The 18,406-nt window shown below is 38.2% G+C and carries 19 protein-coding genes; 10 read left to right on the top strand and 9 right to left on the bottom strand.

The window, feature by feature from the left end; genetic code table 11:
• Nucleotides 1-7: 7 nt before the first annotated feature.
• The 4 genes from H5092_RS11345 to H5092_RS11330 form a co-directional block, all read right to left on the bottom strand.
• Complete coding sequence (locus tag H5092_RS11345; protein ID WP_002960878.1) at nt 8-838, bottom strand: carbohydrate ABC transporter permease; 831 nt, start codon at nt 836-838, stop codon at nt 8-10.
• Between the two features lie 2 nt (nt 839-840).
• A complete protein-coding gene (locus tag H5092_RS11340; RefSeq protein WP_182733522.1) occupies nt 841-1,713 on the bottom strand; it encodes a carbohydrate ABC transporter permease in 873 nt (290 codons plus the stop codon).
• A 146-nt stretch (nt 1,714-1,859) separates the two neighbouring features.
• Nucleotides 1,860-3,164: a sugar ABC transporter substrate-binding protein gene (locus H5092_RS11335; protein WP_007377152.1), complete on the bottom strand. Its 1,305-nt coding sequence runs from the start codon at nt 3,162-3,164 to the stop codon at nt 1,860-1,862.
• 152 nt (nt 3,165-3,316) lie between these two features.
• Nucleotides 3,317-4,645 (bottom strand): hypothetical protein, encoded by a 1,329-nt coding sequence (locus H5092_RS11330; RefSeq protein ID WP_165723449.1) that lies wholly within the window; start codon nt 4,643-4,645, stop codon nt 3,317-3,319.
• A 529-nt stretch (nt 4,646-5,174) separates the two neighbouring features.
• On the opposite strand from H5092_RS11330, the gene H5092_RS11325 reads away from it, so the two are divergent.
• Genes H5092_RS11325 through H5092_RS11305 form a run of 5 tightly spaced genes read left to right on the top strand, consistent with a single transcriptional unit; the run spans nt 5,175 to nt 10,771 of the window.
• Nucleotides 5,175-5,558 carry a response regulator gene (locus tag H5092_RS11325; protein WP_002960883.1) on the top strand — a complete coding sequence of 128 codons (384 nt, stop codon included), beginning with the start codon at nt 5,175-5,177 and terminating at the stop codon, nt 5,556-5,558.
• Nucleotides 5,559-5,571: 13 nt separating this feature from the next.
• Complete coding sequence (locus H5092_RS11320; protein WP_182695959.1) at nt 5,572-6,477, top strand: MoxR family ATPase; 906 nt, start codon at nt 5,572-5,574, stop codon at nt 6,475-6,477.
• A 6-nt stretch (nt 6,478-6,483) separates the two neighbouring features.
• Nucleotides 6,484-7,470: a DUF58 domain-containing protein gene (locus H5092_RS11315; RefSeq protein WP_182733521.1), complete on the top strand. Its 987-nt coding sequence runs from the start codon at nt 6,484-6,486 to the stop codon at nt 7,468-7,470.
• Complete coding sequence (locus tag H5092_RS11310; RefSeq protein ID WP_182733520.1) at nt 7,470-9,440, top strand: DUF3488 and transglutaminase-like domain-containing protein; 1,971 nt, start codon at nt 7,470-7,472, stop codon at nt 9,438-9,440. Before H5092_RS11315 ends, H5092_RS11310 begins: the two co-directional genes overlap by 1 nt.
• Nucleotides 9,441-9,448: 8 nt before the next feature.
• Nucleotides 9,449-10,771 (top strand): Na+/H+ antiporter family protein, encoded by a 1,323-nt coding sequence (locus H5092_RS11305; RefSeq protein ID WP_096793083.1) that lies wholly within the window; start codon nt 9,449-9,451, stop codon nt 10,769-10,771.
• A gap of 271 nt (nt 10,772-11,042) precedes the next feature.
• On the opposite strand, the gene H5092_RS11300 is transcribed toward H5092_RS11305, so the two are convergent.
• The 3 genes from H5092_RS11300 to H5092_RS11290 are packed head-to-tail and all read right to left on the bottom strand — an operon-like array spanning nt 11,043 to nt 13,148.
• Entirely contained in the window at nt 11,043-11,474 is a 432-nt protein-coding gene (locus H5092_RS11300) for an acyl-CoA thioesterase (protein WP_182733519.1), read from the bottom strand.
• Between the two features lie 5 nt (nt 11,475-11,479).
• Nucleotides 11,480-12,298, bottom strand: coding sequence for a M23 family metallopeptidase (locus H5092_RS11295; protein WP_182693902.1), 819 nt, complete (start codon nt 12,296-12,298; stop codon nt 11,480-11,482).
• Nucleotides 12,291-13,148, bottom strand: a complete 858-nt coding sequence (locus tag H5092_RS11290) for a 6-carboxytetrahydropterin synthase (RefSeq protein ID WP_182724477.1) — start codon at nt 13,146-13,148, stop codon at nt 12,291-12,293. The genes H5092_RS11295 and H5092_RS11290 overlap by 8 nt, the downstream gene beginning before the upstream one ends.
• A 203-nt stretch (nt 13,149-13,351) precedes the next feature.
• Here H5092_RS11290 and fabA point away from each other — a divergent pair, with 203 nt between their 5' ends.
• Nucleotides 13,352-13,867 carry a bifunctional 3-hydroxydecanoyl-ACP dehydratase/trans-2-decenoyl-ACP isomerase gene (fabA, locus tag H5092_RS11285; protein WP_002960896.1) on the top strand — a complete coding sequence of 172 codons (516 nt, stop codon included), beginning with the start codon at nt 13,352-13,354 and terminating at the stop codon, nt 13,865-13,867.
• Nucleotides 13,868-13,932: 65 nt separating this feature from the next.
• Here the strand turns inward: fabA and rmf are convergent, their stop codons facing one another.
• Nucleotides 13,933-14,103 (bottom strand): ribosome modulation factor, encoded by a 171-nt coding sequence (gene rmf, locus H5092_RS11280; RefSeq protein ID WP_002960897.1) that lies wholly within the window; start codon nt 14,101-14,103, stop codon nt 13,933-13,935.
• A gap of 409 nt (nt 14,104-14,512) precedes the next feature.
• On the opposite strand from rmf, the gene H5092_RS11275 reads away from it, so the two are divergent.
• The 3 genes from H5092_RS11275 (at nt 14,513) to H5092_RS11265 (ending at nt 16,679) form a co-directional block, all read left to right on the top strand.
• Nucleotides 14,513-15,148, top strand: a complete 636-nt coding sequence (locus tag H5092_RS11275) for a TetR/AcrR family transcriptional regulator (protein ID WP_182724478.1) — start codon at nt 14,513-14,515, stop codon at nt 15,146-15,148.
• A 49-nt stretch (nt 15,149-15,197) separates the two neighbouring features.
• Nucleotides 15,198-16,190 (top strand): MDR family oxidoreductase, encoded by a 993-nt coding sequence (locus H5092_RS11270; RefSeq protein WP_182733518.1) that lies wholly within the window; start codon nt 15,198-15,200, stop codon nt 16,188-16,190.
• Nucleotides 16,191-16,262: 72 nt separating this feature from the next.
• Nucleotides 16,263-16,679: a VF530 family DNA-binding protein gene (locus H5092_RS11265; protein WP_002960902.1), complete on the top strand. Its 417-nt coding sequence runs from the start codon at nt 16,263-16,265 to the stop codon at nt 16,677-16,679.
• Between the two features lie 98 nt (nt 16,680-16,777).
• On the opposite strand, the gene H5092_RS11260 is transcribed toward H5092_RS11265, so the two are convergent.
• Nucleotides 16,778-17,209 carry a DUF3859 domain-containing protein gene (locus H5092_RS11260; protein WP_182733517.1) on the bottom strand — a complete coding sequence of 144 codons (432 nt, stop codon included), beginning with the start codon at nt 17,207-17,209 and terminating at the stop codon, nt 16,778-16,780.
• 194 nt (nt 17,210-17,403) lie between these two features.
• Here H5092_RS11260 and H5092_RS11255 point away from each other — a divergent pair, with 194 nt between their 5' ends.
• Nucleotides 17,404-18,405 (top strand): YHYH protein, encoded by a 1,002-nt coding sequence (locus tag H5092_RS11255; protein ID WP_182733516.1) that lies wholly within the window; start codon nt 17,404-17,406, stop codon nt 18,403-18,405.
• Nucleotide 18,406: the final 1 nt, after the last annotated feature.

Genomic DNA, 18,406 nt, shown 5'->3' with positions numbered 1-18,406 from the left:
TATTCTCCTATTTTACTGCGCCGAAACTTAATCCACGCACTAATTGTTTTTGACTAAACCAACCAAGTATTAAAATTGGCACAATGGCCATGGCAGATGCTGCCGATAACTTAGCGTAAAATAACCCCTCAGGGCTTGAGTAACTGGCAATAAATGCCGTTAAAGGTGCAGCATTTGCAGCGGTTAAAATAAGTGTCCAAAACGCTTCGTTCCACGACAAAATAACATTGAGTAATAGCGTTGAGGCTATACCTGGTAAGGCTATTGGCAATAAAACATGGAATATTTCTTCACCAATTGTTGCGCCATCCATACGAGAAGCTTCAAGTATTTCGTTTGGTATTTCTCTAAAGTAGGTGTAAAGCATCCATACCATTATTGGTAAGTTAATGAGTGTCATTACAATAACCAAACCTAATTTTGTATCGAGTAATGCAAAGTCGCGAAACAATAAATAAATCGGAATAAGTACGCCTACTGGTGGTAACATTTTAGTTGAAAGCATCCACATTAATAAATGCTTTGTTTTTTTAGTTTGTACAAAAGCCATAGACCAAGCAGCAGGTACAGCAATTAATAAACCCAGTAAACTTGAACCTAGTGATATAACTACAGAGTTCCAAAAATGGTTAAAGTATGGCGAGCGCGACAGTACATCGCGGTAATTTTCGAGCGTCCAATCAAACGCATATAAGCTTGGGCTTGCTGAAATTGCTTCGGCTTCCGTTTTAAAGCTGGTGATTAACGTCCATAAAATTGGAAAGAAAATCATGCCGCTTATTGTCCATGCAGCAATGGTATAAATTAGTTTGGAACGACGGCTATCTTTTATAGTCATAATTAACCCTCCAAGTTTTTGCCAATTAAGCGCATTAAAAATATAGCGACTATATTTGCAATAATAACTGCAACTATGCCCCCTGCCGAACCGCCGCCTACATCAAACTGAAGTAGCGATTGCGTATAAATTAAGTACGTTATATTGGTTGACGAATAACCAGGACCGCCACTGGTTGTAACTAATATTTCAGCAAAAATTGACAGTAAAAATATAGTTTCGATTAATATAACCGCAGTTACAGCGCGCGATAAGTGCGGTAAAACGATGTAAAAGAACTTACTAAATGGGCCAGCTCCGTCTAAATCAGCCGCTTCTAATTGTTCACGGTCGAGTGATTGTATTGCTGTTAGCAGTATTAAAGCTGCAAACGGTAACCACTGCCAAGACACAATTATGATGATTGAAAATAGCGGCATTTGAGCAAAAAAGTCGATAGGTTCAAAGCCAAGCCAAATAGCAAAGTGTGCAAATAAGCCATTAACTGGGTTCATTAGCATGTTTTTCCATACCAATGCCGACACAGTTGGCATTACAAAAAATGGGGCTAGTACCATAATGCGAACGTAGTTTCGTCCCCATATTGCTTGGTCTAGTAAAATAGCTAAGCTAATACCACCACAAATAGTGATAAGTAAAACCCCAGTTACTAGGTAGAGCGTGTTAAAAAATGATTCAAAAAAAGCCGGATCAGTTAGGAAAAATTCATAGTTTAAAAAGCCTACAAACTCTTTATCCCCTGGAACGAGTAAGTTGTAATCAATAAAAGAAAAATACAGTGTCATACACAGCGGAACTATCATCCAAGCAAGTAATAAAATTACACTTGGAAGAAGCATAAACCGAGCAAGCGTGCGCGAGTTAGTTGTTGCCATAAAGGTGACCTTAAAAAAGCCAATTCTATTTACTTGTTAACTATCAAGTGAAAATCAGAAACCCTTGATAGCGTTTATAACTAACAAGTAAATAGAATTGACATAAAATATTGGGTAAGTTTGAGTACTTACCCGCCCATTACATGCTATTTAGGATAGCGAGCTTTACGCATTGTTCGCTCAACGAGGTGCTGAGACGTACTAAGCGCTTGCTTAACGGTCATTTGGCCAGTTAATGCTGCTGAGAATTGTTGCCCAACAGCTGTACCAATTCCTTGAAACTCAGGAATAGCAACAAACTGAATACCTACATAAGGCACCGGTTTAACGGTTGGATTTTTAGGATCTGCAGATTGGATAGAATCTAAGGTAATTTGCGCAAACGGTGCTGCGTCCATGTACTTTTGATTACTGTAAAGTGATTTACGTGTACCTGGCGGTACTTTTGCCCAACCTTTTTTGTCAGCTACAAGTTGAGTGTATTCTTTTGATGTCGCCCAGCTAATAAATTTCATTGCGGCATCTGGTTTTTTGCTGCTTGCCGGTACGGCTAAAGTCCAAGACCATAACCAGTTACCGCGTTTACCTAGACCATTATCTGGCGCAAGTGCAAACCCTACTTTATCGGCAACTTCTGAATCTTTTTTGTTAGTAACAAATGCGCCTGCAACGGTTGCATCAATCCAAATACCACATTTTCCGGTTTGAAAAAGTGCAAGGTTTTCATTAAAACCGTTTGCAGATGAACCAGCAGGACCAGATTCTTTCATCACATCGACATAATACTGAAGGGTATTTTCCCACTCTGGGGTATTAAACTGAGGTTTCCAATTTTCATCAAACCAACGAGCACCAAACGAATTTGCCATGGATGTAATAAGCGCAACGTTTTCGCCCCAACCTGCTTTACCACGTAGACAAAGGCCATAAACACCTTCTTTTTTATCTGTCATCGCTTTAGCAGCTTTGCGTATAAAGTCCCATGTTGGGGCTTTAGGCATTGTCAGCCCTGCTTTTTCCATTAAGTCAGTGCGGTACATAACCATTGAGCTTTCGCCATAAAATGGCGCAGCATAAAGCTTGTCGTTAATCGTTAAACCGCTTCGAATTGCCGGAATTAAATCGTCTAAATCGTAGTTTTCACCTAAATTATCCAGCTCTTTTAGCCAATTTTGCTTGCCCCAAATTGGTACTTCATAAGTACCTATGGTCATAACATCGTATTGGCCGCCCTTTGTTGCAACATCGGTTGTGACACGTTGGCGAAGAATGTTTTCCTCTAGAGTAACCCATTTTAGATCTATATCCGGGTTTTGGCTGGTAAAGTCACTGCTTAATTCTTTCATGGTGATCATGTCACCATTGTTAACAGTCGCTATTGTGATTGTTTCTTTTGCCGCAGCGCCCATGCTTATAAAGCCACACGCGAGCATAATTAATTTATTTTTCATCGGGTATTCCCCATACACGTTATGTTTTAACAAGTGCTATTAAATTTCAATCTATTACCAATTCTATTTATGGCAGTTTTAACGCATAAAACTGCCCGCAAAGTGCCTTTTTAGGTCCTTTGTTTAAATAGTTAGACTAGTTGGATAATGATTTAAAATTTAACAGATATTTCAGAAGTGAAGCCGTCAAATCCTTTACCGATTTGGCCGCCCGAATTAACACCTTCTTCTTGGTTAACATACTCAACTTTTAAAAGCGTTTTATCGTTAAACCAGTAACCTGCGGCTACTTGAATACGCTCTACTGTGTTGTCTGTTTGTTCAATTAAGTCGGAAGTGTTATCGGCTTCTGCATAACGAGCCGCTACATATAGCTTTTTAGGGATTAGATATTGTTGTGCTTCAAACACGAAGTACTCAACCGATGAGTCGCCTTCTATTACACTGTTTGAATCAAAAGTAGTGCCATTTTCATCAGCTATGCCGTTTGTACCAAAGTAGGTAATACCGGCAACTGCATTACCAGCGGCATCTGCAAATGTGTAATCATCAGACGATTTACCAACCATAAAAATTAAGCTAGTTTCGTCAGATGGTTGATAAGCTAAGTTAAGCTGGATGATTGATTGCTCAAGCCCTGGCATTGCGCCAACGTGAGTGTCACGCTCGTTTGAAGGTGACGCTGAGAAATTATAGTTTTCACCATCGCCAAAGCGATAGTTTGTTGTGGTTACACCATCAAGACTTGCTACGCCATTTTCAAAACGTAACTGGTCGCCTTGATTCGCTTTTAATAAGTTTAAGCCTGCTTTAAAGCCACCTTCAAATTCTAGAGTACCTTGAAGTCGGTAGTTATAACCTCTGTCTTCTTGAAATGCTTCACCGAAACTTGAAGTCGTAATGTGACCTGTAACATTATAAGCACGTACTACACCACTATCGAAAGTTTCGCTGTAACTTAGCTGTGCGCCGTTTTCTGCGGTTGCGTAATCGGTAATACCATTACCAATAAGTGCATTACTTTGGTTATCTGCGCCGTCTTGAAAGCCTTTAAATTGAAATGGTGAGCCACCAATATTACCCAAACGCAGTGTTAAATTTGCGTTTTCTTTTGGTGTGCCATATAGACCTAGTAAGTCAAATTCAACACCTGCAAAATCGTTGTGAAATGAAAAGTCACGATCTTCGCCACCAAAGTCATTAGGCTCTTCTGCAATATCTATATCGGCAGTGATGAACTCGTTAATATGAAATTTAAGCATTAGATTAGCTCTAATACGGCCAAATCCTGATTCTTGTTCTTCATCTTCTGGACGAAATGCACCATCTTTAGCCTGAATTGACTGAAAGTTTTGCATTAGTAAAAAGTCTACGTCAACGCGATCTAAATATTCAGAAATATCAGCCTGTGCTGGAGCCGATGTAGCCATAGCTGCCGCTATGAGAGAAATTGCAAATTTAGTCTTTTTATTATTCAACATAATAAGCTCTTTATTTAGTGTGGTGTGTGATGCCAACTTTATTAAATTGCATTTTCATTTAATGAAATTGGTATTAATTCAGTGTGTATAGATGAGGCTGACTGAGCAAAACATTAAGTGGTTAATGAAACTGCACTTGTGAGCATAAGCCCATCTGCTGAGCATAATCACAGAATGAATTTAGAAGGTCAACGATTTTTTATTACAAAACGTTTACAAAAAATCGAATTCATATGTAAATATTTTTGAATCAATAAGTTAAGTAGCAAATTTGTTACATCAAGTTTTGATGGAATGTTGTATTGGATTAAGGAATTTCTTATGAATACGTCATTATTGTTCATTACAATTAATGAAAATATAAGTTAGTAGAAGATATGAGAGCAGATAATCCTTTAAAAATACGTTGTTGGGCAAACCTATAAACAGTTTATTTATTGGTGTTTTTTAAGTAACGTTCTTGAGCTTATGATGGGGTTAGCTTAGTATTAAAGCACTTAGATGTATTCAAAATAGAAGTAACCTACATATGGAATTTGTTCGCCCGCTAGAGCCCATCCTCATTATTGATGACGTTAAGGAAATTCGTGATTATCTAAACCAAATTTTAACTGACTTAGGGTTTGAAGATATATTAGAAAGTGCTGATTTTAGCTCTGCCAAACCTATTATGGACAATAAACCGCCAGGCGTTATATTTGTAGATGTAGATTTACCAGACTCTAACGGTGCAGAGATATTGGAATACATTAATAGTGCTTACCCGCACACTCATGTTGTTATGTGTTCGGGCCACAATAGTCTCGAAAACGTACAAAACACGTGGGAAATGGGCGCTAAAGGTTTTATTGCAAAACCTTTTAATACAAAAAAAGTAGACACTGTAATGAAGCGTCTAGAAATAATAGAATAATAATAAGGTTAGCATGCATAGTACCGTTACTGCGATTATAGAAGATCTTTCGAGTGTTATATTTGGTAAACAACAACAAATAAAACTGGCACTTACATGCTTATTTAGCGAAGGGCATTTACTCATTGAAGATTTGCCTGGCATGGGAAAAACCACTCTTTCTCATGCATTGTCAGCTGTGTTAGGTTTATCGTATCAGCGTATACAGTTTACCAGTGATCTTCTCCCTGCTGATATTCTGGGTACTAATGTATTTAACTCTACCGAGCACAGTTTTACGTTTCATAAAGGCCCTATTTTTAGCCAAGTTGTTTTAGCTGATGAAATAAACCGCGCAGGGCCTAAAACACAAAGTGCGTTGCTTGAAGCAATGGAAGAGCAACAAGTAACAGTTGATGGAAAAAAATATACGCTGCCAAATCCATTTTTTGTGATTGCAACACAAAACCCGCTTTACCAATCAGGTACCTACCCGTTACCTGAGTCGCAATTAGACCGATTTTTAATGCGCATTAGCTTAGGTTTTCCACCTAAAGAAGCCGAAAAACGCTTAATTTTGAATATGCAAAAACGAGATTACAGCCAATTACCTAAGCGTATTAACCAACAAGAGTTAGCGGCAATTCAAACTCAGATAAGCCAAATTTCTTTAAGTAGCCCGGTTATTGACTACATTATAGAGCTTGTTAATTACACACGCACAAGCAACGCTTTTGCATCATCGTTATCACCTCGTGCTAGTATGGCTTTGGCTAAAGCAGCTAGGTCGTGGGCCTTTATTGATGGTCGTGATTTTGTAATGCCAGAAGATGTTCAAGCCGTATTTGTAAGTGTGTGTCAGCATCGATTAGGTTTGCATAATGAGTCAGGTGAAGCACAAGTAAACGATATTTTAAAAAACGTATTAGTTCCGGTATAAACTTTTATGCCAAAAAAAACAGCTAAGCGCCCTTCTTTATTTAAGTCATTTAAGCAAAGTGTATTTAATAAGTTATTAAAAAATAAACATTTAAAAAACTCAATTACACTTGAACACAGAACAATTTATGTATTGCCATCATCCCTTGGTTGGTATTTTATAGTTGTAGCTATTTTAAACTTTGTGATGGGCATTAATTATCAAAATAATTTAATTTTAATAATGTCTTATCTTATGTTTGTGGTAATGATTATTGCTGTATTAATGGGCTACAGTAACGCTAAAGGCTTAACAGTTAAATTTAAAGATGCATTTAACAGCTACGCTCCTCAAAAACCGAGTATTATATTTGAATTACAAAGCCCTTCTGTTACCCAATCTATTAATTTAACATATCAAGGTAGTGAGCAAACTCACAAACATACCGGCCAAGTTGATAGTAAACCTCAGTTACTTACACTCAACTTACCCTACAGCTCACGCGGTAAGTACTCAGTGCAACGTATTAAAATAGCGAGTAACTATCCCTTTGGTTTGATAACTGTTTGGAGCTACATTCAATTACAACAAGATGTATTTGTATACCCGTCGCTTGAACAGGTTCACTGTGACGCGCATGTTTCTATGCTTGATGAGCAAGCCGATAAAGGTATTTCTACACAATCTGGTAGCGAAGAGTTTGAGTCTCTTATCCCACACTTACCTGAGATGGGCTTGCAAAGAGTGTCGTGGAAGCATTACGCAAAAACACAGCAGTTGTTAGTTAAAGAGTTTGTAGACTTTAAAACAGCGAATGCGCTCTTCGATTTTACGTTAATGAATGGAGATACAGAACAACGGTTAAGCCAGTTATGCTTTTTAGTGTGTGAAGCAACCGAGAAAAACACCCCTTTTATGTTAAAGCTACCGAATAAAACAATAAATACAAATACCGGACAGCAACATAAGCAGCAATGCTTAGAATTCTTATGCTCATTTAATGGTGATGTGTAATGGACATACTTAAAAACGAAAAAGTAATAAATTATTCGCTGTCTTTTATATATGCATGTTTGATTGTATTTTTTGTATCACATTTACCGCTTGTTTTTGTTGGTGTACTTTCACTTATTTGTGCATGGAACTTTTACATAACGCTGAGTAATAAACCAAAGCCAAATGCTTGGCTGGCAAATATACTCGCAGGTGTGTCACTCGGTTTAATGCTCTACACAGTAGGCATGTCGGATACGGTTATTTTATTTGTGGCCATGCTGCTACTTGCTAGTTTATTTAAGCTGCTACAGGCTAAAACCAAAAAACACTATCATGTAATTACAACGCTTACGTTTTTTTCACTCTCATCTGTGTATTTATTTAACCAAAGCATTTTAACGACTTTAACTGTTAGTAGTTTATACATATTAAACTTTGCAGTACTTGGCTTACTCGAGTCCAAACATAATTTAAAAATAGCCTCTAAACAAAGCGGTAAACTGCTACTTTTAGCGCTTCCTTTAGCTATATTTTTACTGCTTTTTTTGCCAAAAATGCCCGCCTTTTGGCAGCTTCCTGGGCCTAAGCTTGCTAAAACAGGGCTTTCTGAACAAGTCGATCCATTCGATATTGCAAAGCTTTCAAACTCAGATGAACTTGTGTTTAGAGCTAAATTTAACGAAGAAAAACCTGTAGCGCCTTATTATTGGCGAGCAATAGTCCATGATGAGTTTAATGGTAATGCGTGGCTTACGTCTGACTTTTTAAAATATAATAATGTAAAAACAAATACGCAGAGCGAAAATGATGAGCAACTTATTGCAAGCTACTCAGTTATTACAGAGCCTGCTACACAAAAATGGCTCTATGGTTTAGCGTATTCCAGTAGTAACTCACCAAATGTTGAAGGTAATTCGCTAGGTTTATTACGTAAAAAAAGTCGCCAAGCTAAAAACTTACAATACGATGTAAATAGCTTTAACTTCACAACTTTACCGCTTGGCGAATTTGAAGAAAAACGCTACAAATACCTCTCCAATAAAAAGAATGTAAAAACATCATCACTTGCTAAAAACTTAAAGCAAAATACACACTCTGACCGCGATTTTTATAATCGCTTATTACAGTACTTTGCAGGTACGGGATTTACTTACACATTAACACCCACTCCTATGAGCGGCGATAACACCATAGATCAATTTTTATTTGATAATCAACGTGGCTTTTGTGGCCACTATGCCAGTGCCGCTGCGTACATTTTTAGAACCGCAGGTATACCCGCTCGACTAGTAAGTGGCTATTTAGGTGGCGAATTAAATCAAGATAATAATACGCTCACTGTTCGCCAATACGACGCACATGCATGGGTAGAAGTATATCTACAAAACGAAGGTTGGGTTATTTTTGATGCAACCGCTGTTGTAGCTCCGGAGCGTTTAAATGGCTCACTTTCGCAAAACGAAGAGCTGAATGACGAATTTAAAAGTAACCTTGATTTTGGTTTAGTGAGTTTAAGTAATTTCCCCGCTTTTAATTGGTTAAGGTTGGAACTTGAAAACCTCGATTATCAATGGTCTAGCTGGGTACTTGGTTTTGACGAAGAAAAACAAAATGATTTTTTAAAATCGATTTTTGGTAGTAAAAACATTTGGCTTGTACCATTAATGGTTTTACTAACAGCTGGTTTTTGTTTTATAGGTTATTTTATTTATTTAAACTTGCCAAAACGCCCGTCTAAATTAGCGCCTATGGTTAAAGAGTTTTATGAAGTAAAAGCATGGGCTAAAAAACAAAAAATAAATACACCCGATAATTTAACACCGAGTCAGCAGTTAGACTTTTTTGCTGATCAACTTCCTCGTTCTGCACAATCTATAAACACTTTTAGGCAGTTATTTAACCAAGTACGCTATGGTAAAAAACCTTTTACGAAAGAGCGTAAAACTCAGGCTAAAGATCTGATAAAATTAATTAAAATTTCCAAATAGAGAATACTATGAATGCTGTTGTTATAGGCGTTATTTTAATGCTCGGGCTATCTCTTGCTCGCGTTAACGTCATTGTTGCCATGATCATAAGCGCGTTAGTTGCAGGTCTTACTGCAGGCTTGGGCATAAAAGAAAGTGTTGATGCGTTTAATTCTGGCCTTTCAGCTGGAGCTGAAATTGCACTAAGTTATGCTATGCTCGGCGCGTTTGCCGTTGCTATTTCTAAGTCGGGTTTAACACGCATTCTCGCTGATAAGCTACTTGCTAAAGTAAATGCAAAAGGCAGCGGTAATGAAACATTTTTAAGTTACTTCATTTTATTAATTATTTTAGGTTGTGCAATTTCTTCGCAAAACTTAGTCCCTGTACACATAGCGTTTATTCCTATTTTGATCCCGCCGTTACTTGTTGTTTTTAATCAGTTAAGATTAGACAGGCGTGCTATAGCGTGTATTTTAACATTTGGATTAGCAACGTCTTACATGGTGCTTCCTTATGGTTTTGGGGGTATTTACTTATATTCGATTTTGCACAAAAACCTAGTTGATAACGGCCTAGACATTGTAAATACCCAAGTCCCTGTGGCGATGATAATTCCTGCATTAGGTATGTTTATTGGATTGCTTATTGCGGTATTTATTACTTACAAAAAACGCCGCGAATACACCGAGCTCCCATTAACAACTGTGAGTAAATCTGCTGAGGTAGAAAACCCTAAAAAAGTAATGATTGTGGGGCTTTTTGCAGTACTTGCCTCACTTCTTGCACAAAACCTAAGTGGCTCAATGATTTTAGGTGGCTTAGTAGGTGTAATGATATTTAGTGTTTTTGGTGTAGTTAAGTGGGAAGAAAACGGTGACGTATTTAGTAAAGGCGTTGCGATGATGGCCATGATTGGCTTTATTATGATATCGGCACAAGGTTTTGCATCGGTTATGCAAGCCACTGGCGATGTAGCAAGCTTAGTACACAGCGCAGCCGCCCTTTTTGATGGTAATAAACCTTTGGCCGCCGGTGTTATTTTGTTAGTCGGGTTATTAATTACAATGGGAATTGGCAGTTCGTTTTCAACAGTGCCTATTATTGCAACTTTGTTTGTTCCTTTATGTTTAGACCTTGGCTTTTCTGTTATGGCTACCGCTGCGCTTGTTGGTACTGCGGGCGCTTTAGGTGATGCAGGCTCTCCTGCTTCAGACTCAACGCTTGGCCCAACATCGGGTTTAAATGCCGATGGCCAGCACGACCACATTAGAGACTCTGTTATTCCAACGTTTATTCACTTTAACATACCGCTGCTGATATTTGGCTGGATTGCAGCAATGGTACTTTAAAAAGTATTTATGTAAGTATTAATAAATGTAATTAAAAGCTAAATATAACCAAAAAGGTATGTTAAAAGCATACCTTTTTAGTATCCAAATCCAACATCTCTCACCCCTATCAATTCGCTTCAGTTTGATTACTTTTTTAGTTAATACTCACTCTGTTGTTGAGGTTATACTTTATGAATATTTAGTATGATGTGTTCTTTTAGGTGTTTTATATAAGCACCAATTAAGGTGCTTATATAAATTTGCTTTAGCGCATATTCAAAGCTTTAAGTTAATCAAAACCATAAATCATTTTTTCGCATACTACCGGAGTCGGTCTGTGGTTATCATCAACTGCAACAAAGGTAAAGCTGCCACTAATGGCTGAATGCTTATCGTCTTTGTGCATAGTTTCTAATAATATATCTACGTCAACTTTTAAGCTGGTGTTACCTACATGCACTACTTTAGCTATTAACTCTGCAAAAGTACCTGCTGGTATGGCTTCTTTAAAGTCGACTCTATCAGAAGATATAGTTACCAAAGGCTTACGGCAAAAACGAGTAGCGGCTATAAATGCCACTTCATCCATCCACGCCAGTGCATCACCACCAAATAAAGTATTGTGATGATTAGTACGCCCTGGAAACACGGTTTTAGTTACCGATGTGGTTGAGTCTTCAATACGCTGAGCAATTATTGCATCGCGATTTACGTCAGTCATAATCTCTACTTTTTGTTTGCTAATGTATCTTGCATTAGTAATGCAGGATCAAGGCGTTCGCCTTTCCAGTTAAAACGCCAATCTAGGTGAGGACCAGTTACACGTCCAGTTGCACCAATTTCAGCCACTTTGTTACCTTGCTCAATTTTATCACCCACTTTTACATCAAGCTTACTTAAGTGAATGTAAGTTGAGGTAATACCATGGCCATGATCAATAATTAATGTTCCGCCAGAGTAGTATAAATCAGGTTCAGCAAATACCACGGTACCACTAATAGGCGCGTAAACAGGAGAGCCCGTTTTATTCGCGATATCTAAGCCAAAGTGCGGACGACGAGGCTCGCCATTAAAATAGCGCTGACTACCATAAACACCCGATATGCGCCCTTCTGCAGGCTTTAACACAGGGTCTAAAAAGTACAATAAATCAGAGTCTACTTCTCTGGCTTTTCGCACAGCAACTGCTTCGCGGCTTATACGCGCACTAACTTCTTTTGGCGGAGAGACATATTTTTTAGCTACACCGGTAATTTTATCAATTTTATATTCGCGCTTTGTGATAGCTATTGGCTGTGAATGCGATTTACCATTGTTATCTACCCATTTTAAAGTATGAGTAGTTTCAGCGTCACGACCAAAACCAAATACAAAGTCACCCTTTGGTGAAAGTTTTAAGCTTTTGCCATCTAAGCTTACTGATTTAGCGTTTTCTAGCTTTCCAGTAACTAAACCGCCTTGTGTTAAATGTCCTTTTAACTCAAGCGCCATAGCACTAAAGCTAGCAGAGGCAACAAGCGCTGTTGCTAAAAGTGTTTTAAACATAACTAATCGATCCTTTTCCAACACCTTCATAAGCCGTTACTTTCACTGCTTTTTCTGGGTATTGGGCTTTAATTTGGCCAGCTACATGTTCAGCAATACATTCTACAGTGGTATCTACTGGCAAAATGTCGCAACGAGACTCGCTTATAGCCATTTCAAAATAGCCTTGTGCCGATGTATAAGCAAAACATACATCACCCGCTTTGGCTGTTATGTGTTTTAAATCAGCAGCGTTAATTTGATCTTCACTGGTGGCTAAGTAAATATCTTCCCACTTTTGAGACCATTCTTTTTGCAAGCGCGGCATAGAAATACCATCTAGGCTAATACCAATTTGAGAACGATGCCCATGAATAATACGCTGGCAATTACCGTCATGCTTTTTAAGGCCATGGCTGTAATGATAGTAAAAACTTTGGCTGTGTTCAGGCTTAAGAGACAGCTCAATTTTTTCGATGTTATCTGGTAGCTTCGGTAAAATAGTCGCAATTAAAAATTCGGTAACCGATTCAACAGTTACTTCATCTGCGTTAATCATGCAATAAGCTTGATGAGGAGCGCTCATAGCTAAGTGAATATTTTCACCAAATGTACAGTCGAGTGTTTTATGCTCGTCAAATTCAGATACAGTACCATTAAGCCCTGTAGGAATTGCTAAACGGTGATCAATACACTCATCTATAATGCCTTTAATTTGCTTTTTAACTAAACCAAAGTCTAAAACCATAGACTCTTCGTTAAGTTTACCGTGCAAAGTTAAATCAACAATCCAGCTCTCGCCAACGGCGCCGCGTTTGTTACATAAGTAAGAAAAATCAATCACAGTTAGTGAGTTAACAAAAAGGATCATAAACTTCCTTTAGACTGGTTATAAGACAGCGTTAATTATAATGATTTCTGATTGTAATTGCGCGGTTTTATAGTGCAAAAACCAATCGCGTTGATTGATTGATTATTTAATATGCAATATTTTGATTTTTTAACTGCTCCGAGTTGTTTAGCGTACAAGTGTACGCTAAAGTACTTGGCAATTTCTAAGCGAAGATAAGTGTTATGGAACCTAAAAATAGCTATACAAAAGAAGAGTTGATCCTGTGTGGTCAAGGTGAAATGTTTGGTGAAGGTAACTGCCGTTTACCAAGTGACAACATGTTAATGATGGATCGCATTACCTCTATTACTGCTGATGGCGGTATTCATGGGAAAGGCGAAATTGTTGCTGAGCTTGATATTGACCCTAGCCTTTGGTTTTTCGATTGTCATTTTAAAGGCGACCCAGTAATGCCAGGTTGTTTAGGCTTAGATGCTATGTGGCAACTAGTTGGTTTTTACTTAGGTTGGTCTGGTGGCCCTGGTCTTGGCCGTGCGCTAGGTGTGGGTGAAGTTAAATTTACTGGCCAAATTTTACCAACTAATAAAAAAGTAACTTACCGCCTTGTAATGAAACGCGTAATTAAACGTAAATTGTTCATGGGCGTTGCAGATGGCACTGTAGAAGTAGATGGCCGAGTAATTTACGAAGCAAAAGATTTAAAAGTGGGCTTGTTCCAAGACACTAGCGCGTTTTAATTTTTAAATGCGTACAAAAAGGCCTCCAACGTGGAGGCCTTTTTGCTTAAATTCTATTATTGATTTTAGGTTTTGTACATGTTGCGGTTTTCAATCGCTTCACGCCAACCTCCTAACCACTCTGATTTGGGATCTACTTGTTGATAAGGGCATAGCTCTTTTGAGCGACCTGCTAAACCTGCTTTAAAACCTTGAGAATGAGCTCTTTCTAAACGATCTCTTTTCTGTCTCTTCATCGGTAATATCCTCACCTTTTTATTTGTATATTGTGTAGCATTAGTGAAATCTACATTTAATGAATAGTTAATAAAAATGTAAAATTCAAATCGTAAAAGCAATTAAATTGTTTGACTTTAACTAAGCTGCTGATGCAAAAATGAATTAACATTTAAAAAAGTAAGTGGTCATACAACATTTAATTTGACCGGTTTTATGCTAAATAAAATGCGACTCAATAATCGCTAAAAAGCACTTATGTGCTTTATTTGTGACCGACTAATATTGACTAAGTTCCAAACAAAAATGTAATCGTGACACTTTTATTTCATTAATCTTAAATTAGTAGCCCGCCCCTAACTTGAAGTATTTTTAAACAATTTAAATTTATGCTTGATTATTTAAAGTCGATCGGTCTAATATATGTACATGGACAAAAATACATCAACACCAATACGCCGTGGTCGCCCACCTAAAATAGCCAGAGAGAACGCCGATACCAAAGCGTTACTTATTCGCACGGGCCTAGAAACCTTAACTGAATTTGGCTTTAGCGCCACGGGGCTCGATACTATTTTAAAAAAAGCGGCTGTACCTAAAGGCTCCTTTTATCATTACTTTAAAAGTAAAGAAGCCTACGGCATTGCCCTCGTTGATGCATACGACAGTTACTTTATTGCAAAGCTTACCCATTACCTACAGCAAGAAGATATTCCCCCACTTGAGCGAATCGTTAATTTTACCCAAAGCGCAATTAAAGGAATGAAAAAATACGATTACAAACGTGGCTGTTTAGTCGGTAACTTAAATCAAGAGCTTAACCATTTAAGTGATGAGTTTAAAACCAGATTAATGCAAAGCTACACCGCTTGGCAAAACCATGTAGAGGTTTGCTTAAACCAAGCTAAGCAACAAGGCACTATTGCAAGTCATGTAAATACAAAATTGATGAGTGAGTACTTTTGGATTGGCTGGGAAGGTGCGGTTATGCGCGCCAAGCTCACAAAATCAAATACCCCACTTACTTTATATACAGAAATGTTTTTACGCGCATTACTAACCTAATGCGTTTTTATTTACCAATTAAAAGACGATCGGTCTAAAAGGATATCCTATGAATAACCCAATTAAAGCCATTGTTATTAATAAAGAAGATAATAACTACAGCGCCTCATTATCGACTATCGAAAGCAGTGATTTACCAAACGAAAACGTTTCTATCGACGTGCTATACAGCACACTTAACTATAAAGATGGTTTAGCAATTACGGGTAAAGGCCCTGTTGTACGCAGTTTTCCTATGGTGCCAGGTATCGATTTAGTGGGTACGGTTACAAATTCCACCAGCGATGAATTTAAAAATGGCGATACCGTAATATTAAATGGCTTTGGTGTAGGCGAAAAACATTGGGGCGGGCTTGCTCAAAAAGCGGCACTTAATAGCGATTGGCTAATCCCCTTGCCTGCAGGTATTTCTCCAAAACAAGCGATGCAAATAGGTACAGCCGGTTATACCGCTATGCTAAGTGTTATAGCTCTTGAAAAACAAGGAATAAACCCTGAATCTGGCGAAATACTTGTAACAGGTGCCAATGGTGGCGTAGGCAGCTTTGCTATTTATTTATTAAACCAGCTTGGCTACAACGTAACAGCAGCTACGGGTCGATTAGATCAAAGTGAATATTTAAAAGAGTTAGGTGCTAAACAGGTAATTGACAGAAACGAGCTTTCAAATCCTGGTAAGCCTTTGCAAAAAGAGCGCTTTGCAGCGGCAATAGATTCAGTAGGTAGCCATACACTTGCTAATATTTGTGCATCATTAAAGTATGGGGGTGTAGTAACCGCCTGCGGACTTGCCCAAGGCATGGATTTACCTGCCTCAGTTGCCCCATTTATATTACGTGGTGTGTCACTAATAGGCATTGATAGCGTAATGCGCCCTAAAGCCGACAGAATTGAAGCGTGGGATCGTTTAGCAAAATTAGTAAACGCTGATTACTTACATAAAATTTCGACAGAAATATCACTAGAACACGTAATTGATAACGCAGAGCTAATTATGCAAGGCAAAATTCGCGGTCGTGTTGTAGTTAATTGTCAAAGTTAAGCTATTTACTCTGTTAAAGCCTCGTTATTAAATTTATAATGCAATTTGTATTTTAATAACGAGGCAACACCTATGAGCAACCAAGAACTTTTCAGTAATAATCCACTGCAAGGCGTTAAATTAGAACAAGTGGTTGAAGAGCTGGTTGAACAATACGGGTGGGAGCTCCTACACGCTTATTTACAACTTAACTGCTTTAAAAACAATCCTGATATAAAGTCAGCGGTTAAATTTTTACGTAAAACACAATGGGCACAAGAAAAAGTAGATAACTTTTACCTTTATCGCCTAAAAAACTTACCTAGACCTGATGATGTGCAATACGAATTACCGCCACGTGATCGCGTGATCCCAGCTGATCATAAACCTGGTGAGCCATGTGAGTTAAGTTTTAGTGATGCAAAACGTATTATGGAAAAAAAAGCATCAAAGCAACGTGCTCGTGATCGCAAACAACGCTCTAATTCTAGTAACCCTTGGGGTAACTAAACACGCTAATTTAATTTTGTAGAGCTATTTTAAATGGCTCTACAACTCTCTTTTATTAATTTTTATTACATCCACACCATATAGCTAACAAATAGAAATCAATACCCTCGGTTTTTCCAAAAATCTGTTTCAGTACGCTCTACCTCTAATGCCACCTTAAAAGTTTTATCAGCAATAATTTTCCCATTTAGCTCAATCGTCATACGCCAATCACCCAATTTATTCTCTATTGGCAACCAAAGCGTGTCGCCTAAATAAAAGTTCCAATCACTGTTTTTAACGTATACATCGCCTTCAAAGGGGTCCATTACATCACCGTGACTGTCTGGAATATCTGGATGATATATACAATAGTGAAGCTTTTCGCCTTTACCCTTTTTAATATTTACGATTAAGCCAAACTCAACATGTACCTCAGCTATTACATTTGTTGTAAATTGCTCTATTTGTGGCAGTGCTTTACTTTCGCTATCCCACTTAGAGTAAATACCGTGACTTTGTAACGTCACTACAGGTTTTGTTTTAGCCATTAAGGTAACCTTTTATATTAGCTATTTTTGCATTAGTTTAACTTTTGAAATTTTAAAATAAAACACAATCCAATAAAGTTAAATCTCAACTTAGCTTTAATACTTCGTCTATTTACATCATTGCTAATTTGTCATCATTATTTGCACAATTGCTGATTATTGTTTGAGTAACTTAATTGATCAGGTAAGCAGCAATGAAACTACACGCACTTAATAATAATCGAAATAGGGTAAATGCTATAAAACTAAGCACCTTGGCTCTAGTTGTTTCATCGTTAGTTGCTTGCGGAGATGGCGAAGGCATAGTTGATACCTCAACAACTACAGATTCATCACCAACCACCTTAGATAACGGTACAGGTACGAGTAGCTCAACCCAAGGCGTGCTTTGTGAATATAGCTACAGTGAATATAACGAGTCAGTATCAGTACAGGCCACCAGCGTGGCAGATTGGTCATGCACAGGAACTACACGCGACATAGTCGCTAATGGCATACCTGATCACGAAGTAGGTACATTCCCTAATGCCGATAACCCAAATACTATTTCTGAACAATCAGTAAATGAAAGCTACACACTTGAGCCTGTAGAAACAACACAAGCAACCATGCTTGGTGGCCCTCGTGGAATGATAGGTGTTGTACTTAACGGCATTAAAATAGACGCCGGCACAGGCGGAAGTTGCGATGATTCAGGCACCGATTGTGATTTAGGCGACAACAGCGGTAATTGGAATATAGAAGCTTTAAGCCAAGACACGTTTAGTTTTGGAACAGACGACAACAATGCACACGTACAACCCGATGGCACATATCACTATCATGGTATGCCAGAAGGCTTTGTAGCAATGCGAGGTGGCAATAGCTCCACTATGACTCTAATAGGCTGGGCAGCAGACGGCTTTCCTATTTATGCACGTTACGGCTATTCAGACTCAAATGATGCAACTTCAGCGCTAACCGTAATGACCGGTAGCTACCAACACATAACATCTTTAAGCGCAAACCGCCCTTCTACCGATATATACCCATTAGGTACATTTGCACAAGATTGGGAATACGTAGCAGGCTCTGGTGATTTAGATGAATGTAATGGCCGCGTTGGCGTAACACCTGAGTTTCCTCAAGGGATATACCACTACTACGCAACAGACACTTATCCGTTTTTTCAACGCTGCGTTAAAGGCGAAGTTTAAT

The sequence above is a fragment of the Pseudoalteromonas sp. SR41-7 genome (assembly GCF_014163935.1).
Lineage (GTDB): Bacteria > Pseudomonadota > Gammaproteobacteria > Enterobacterales > Alteromonadaceae > Pseudoalteromonas > Pseudoalteromonas distincta.
This window is presented reverse-complemented; position numbering and strand designations above follow the sequence as displayed.

Coding starts and splice junctions, on each gene's coding strand:
- H5092_RS11330 (WP_165723449.1), bottom strand. CDS start 4,645: ATGTTGAATAATAAAAAGACTAAATTTGCAATTTCTCTCATAGCGGCA.
- H5092_RS11300 (WP_182733519.1), bottom strand. CDS start 11,474: ATGACTGACGTAAATCGCGATGCAATAATTGCTCAGCGTATTGAAGAC.
- rmf (WP_002960897.1), bottom strand. CDS start 14,103: ATGAAGAGACAGAAAAGAGATCGTTTAGAAAGAGCTCATTCTCAAGGT.
- H5092_RS11255 (WP_182733516.1), top strand. CDS start 17,404: ATGAAACTACACGCACTTAATAATAATCGAAATAGGGTAAATGCTATA.
- H5092_RS11310 (WP_182733520.1), top strand. CDS start 7,470: ATGGACATACTTAAAAACGAAAAAGTAATAAATTATTCGCTGTCTTTT.
- H5092_RS11295 (WP_182693902.1), bottom strand. CDS start 12,298: ATGTTTAAAACACTTTTAGCAACAGCGCTTGTTGCCTCTGCTAGCTTT.
- H5092_RS11335 (WP_007377152.1), bottom strand. CDS start 3,164: ATGAAAAATAAATTAATTATGCTCGCGTGTGGCTTTATAAGCATGGGC.
- H5092_RS11340 (WP_182733522.1), bottom strand. CDS start 1,713: ATGGCAACAACTAACTCGCGCACGCTTGCTCGGTTTATGCTTCTTCCA.
- H5092_RS11320 (WP_182695959.1), top strand. CDS start 5,572: ATGCATAGTACCGTTACTGCGATTATAGAAGATCTTTCGAGTGTTATA.
- H5092_RS11260 (WP_182733517.1), bottom strand. CDS start 17,209: ATGGCTAAAACAAAACCTGTAGTGACGTTACAAAGTCACGGTATTTAC.
- H5092_RS11345 (WP_002960878.1), bottom strand. CDS start 838: ATGACTATAAAAGATAGCCGTCGTTCCAAACTAATTTATACCATTGCT.
- H5092_RS11325 (WP_002960883.1), top strand. CDS start 5,175: ATGGAATTTGTTCGCCCGCTAGAGCCCATCCTCATTATTGATGACGTT.
- H5092_RS11270 (WP_182733518.1), top strand. CDS start 15,198: ATGAATAACCCAATTAAAGCCATTGTTATTAATAAAGAAGATAATAAC.
- H5092_RS11305 (WP_096793083.1), top strand. CDS start 9,449: ATGAATGCTGTTGTTATAGGCGTTATTTTAATGCTCGGGCTATCTCTT.
- H5092_RS11265 (WP_002960902.1), top strand. CDS start 16,263: ATGAGCAACCAAGAACTTTTCAGTAATAATCCACTGCAAGGCGTTAAA.
- H5092_RS11275 (WP_182724478.1), top strand. CDS start 14,513: ATGGACAAAAATACATCAACACCAATACGCCGTGGTCGCCCACCTAAA.
- H5092_RS11315 (WP_182733521.1), top strand. CDS start 6,484: ATGCCAAAAAAAACAGCTAAGCGCCCTTCTTTATTTAAGTCATTTAAG.
- fabA (WP_002960896.1), top strand. CDS start 13,352: ATGGAACCTAAAAATAGCTATACAAAAGAAGAGTTGATCCTGTGTGGT.
- H5092_RS11290 (WP_182724477.1), bottom strand. CDS start 13,148: ATGATCCTTTTTGTTAACTCACTAACTGTGATTGATTTTTCTTACTTA.